Genomic DNA, 575 nt, shown 5'->3' on the forward strand with positions numbered 1-575 from the left:
GCAGGCGGGTGTGCTTTTCTAGAAAGGAGGATGAAACATGCAGATTGAAATGAAAGACATTCATAAAGCATTCGGAAAAAACCAGGTGCTGTCAGGTGTTTCCTTTCAGCTCATGCCTGGCGAGGTTCACGCATTAATGGGAGAAAACGGCGCCGGCAAGTCCACGCTTATGAACATTTTGACAGGCCTGCACAAATCGGATCATGGTCAAATCAGCATAAACGGAAACGAAACGTATTTTTCCAATCCAAAAGAAGCGGAACAGCATGGAATAGCCTTTATCCATCAGGAATTGAATATCTGGCCGGAAATGACCGTTCTTGAGAATCTATTTATCGGTAAAGAGATATCCTCCAAGCTGGGCGTCTTACAAACAAGAAAAATGAAAGCGCTAGCAAAAGAGCAATTTGACAAACTCTCCGTCTCTCTTTCTCTTGATCAAGAAGCCGGCGAATGTTCCGTCGGACAGCAGCAAATGATCGAAATCGCAAAAGCGCTTATGACAAATGCCGAGGTCATCATTATGGATGAACCGACCGCAGCGTTGACTGAACGTGAAATCAGCAAGCTCTTCG

General features: G+C 45.0%; 1 pseudogene. It reads left to right on the top strand.

What is annotated here, in order from left to right:
• Positions 1-37 precede the first annotated feature (37 nt).
• Positions 38-575: pseudogene (gene rbsA / locus ACWHAR_RS30180) on the top strand (ribose ABC transporter ATP-binding protein RbsA); the annotation flags it as partial.

The organism is Bacillus sp. LR--39 (genome assembly GCF_053613335.1).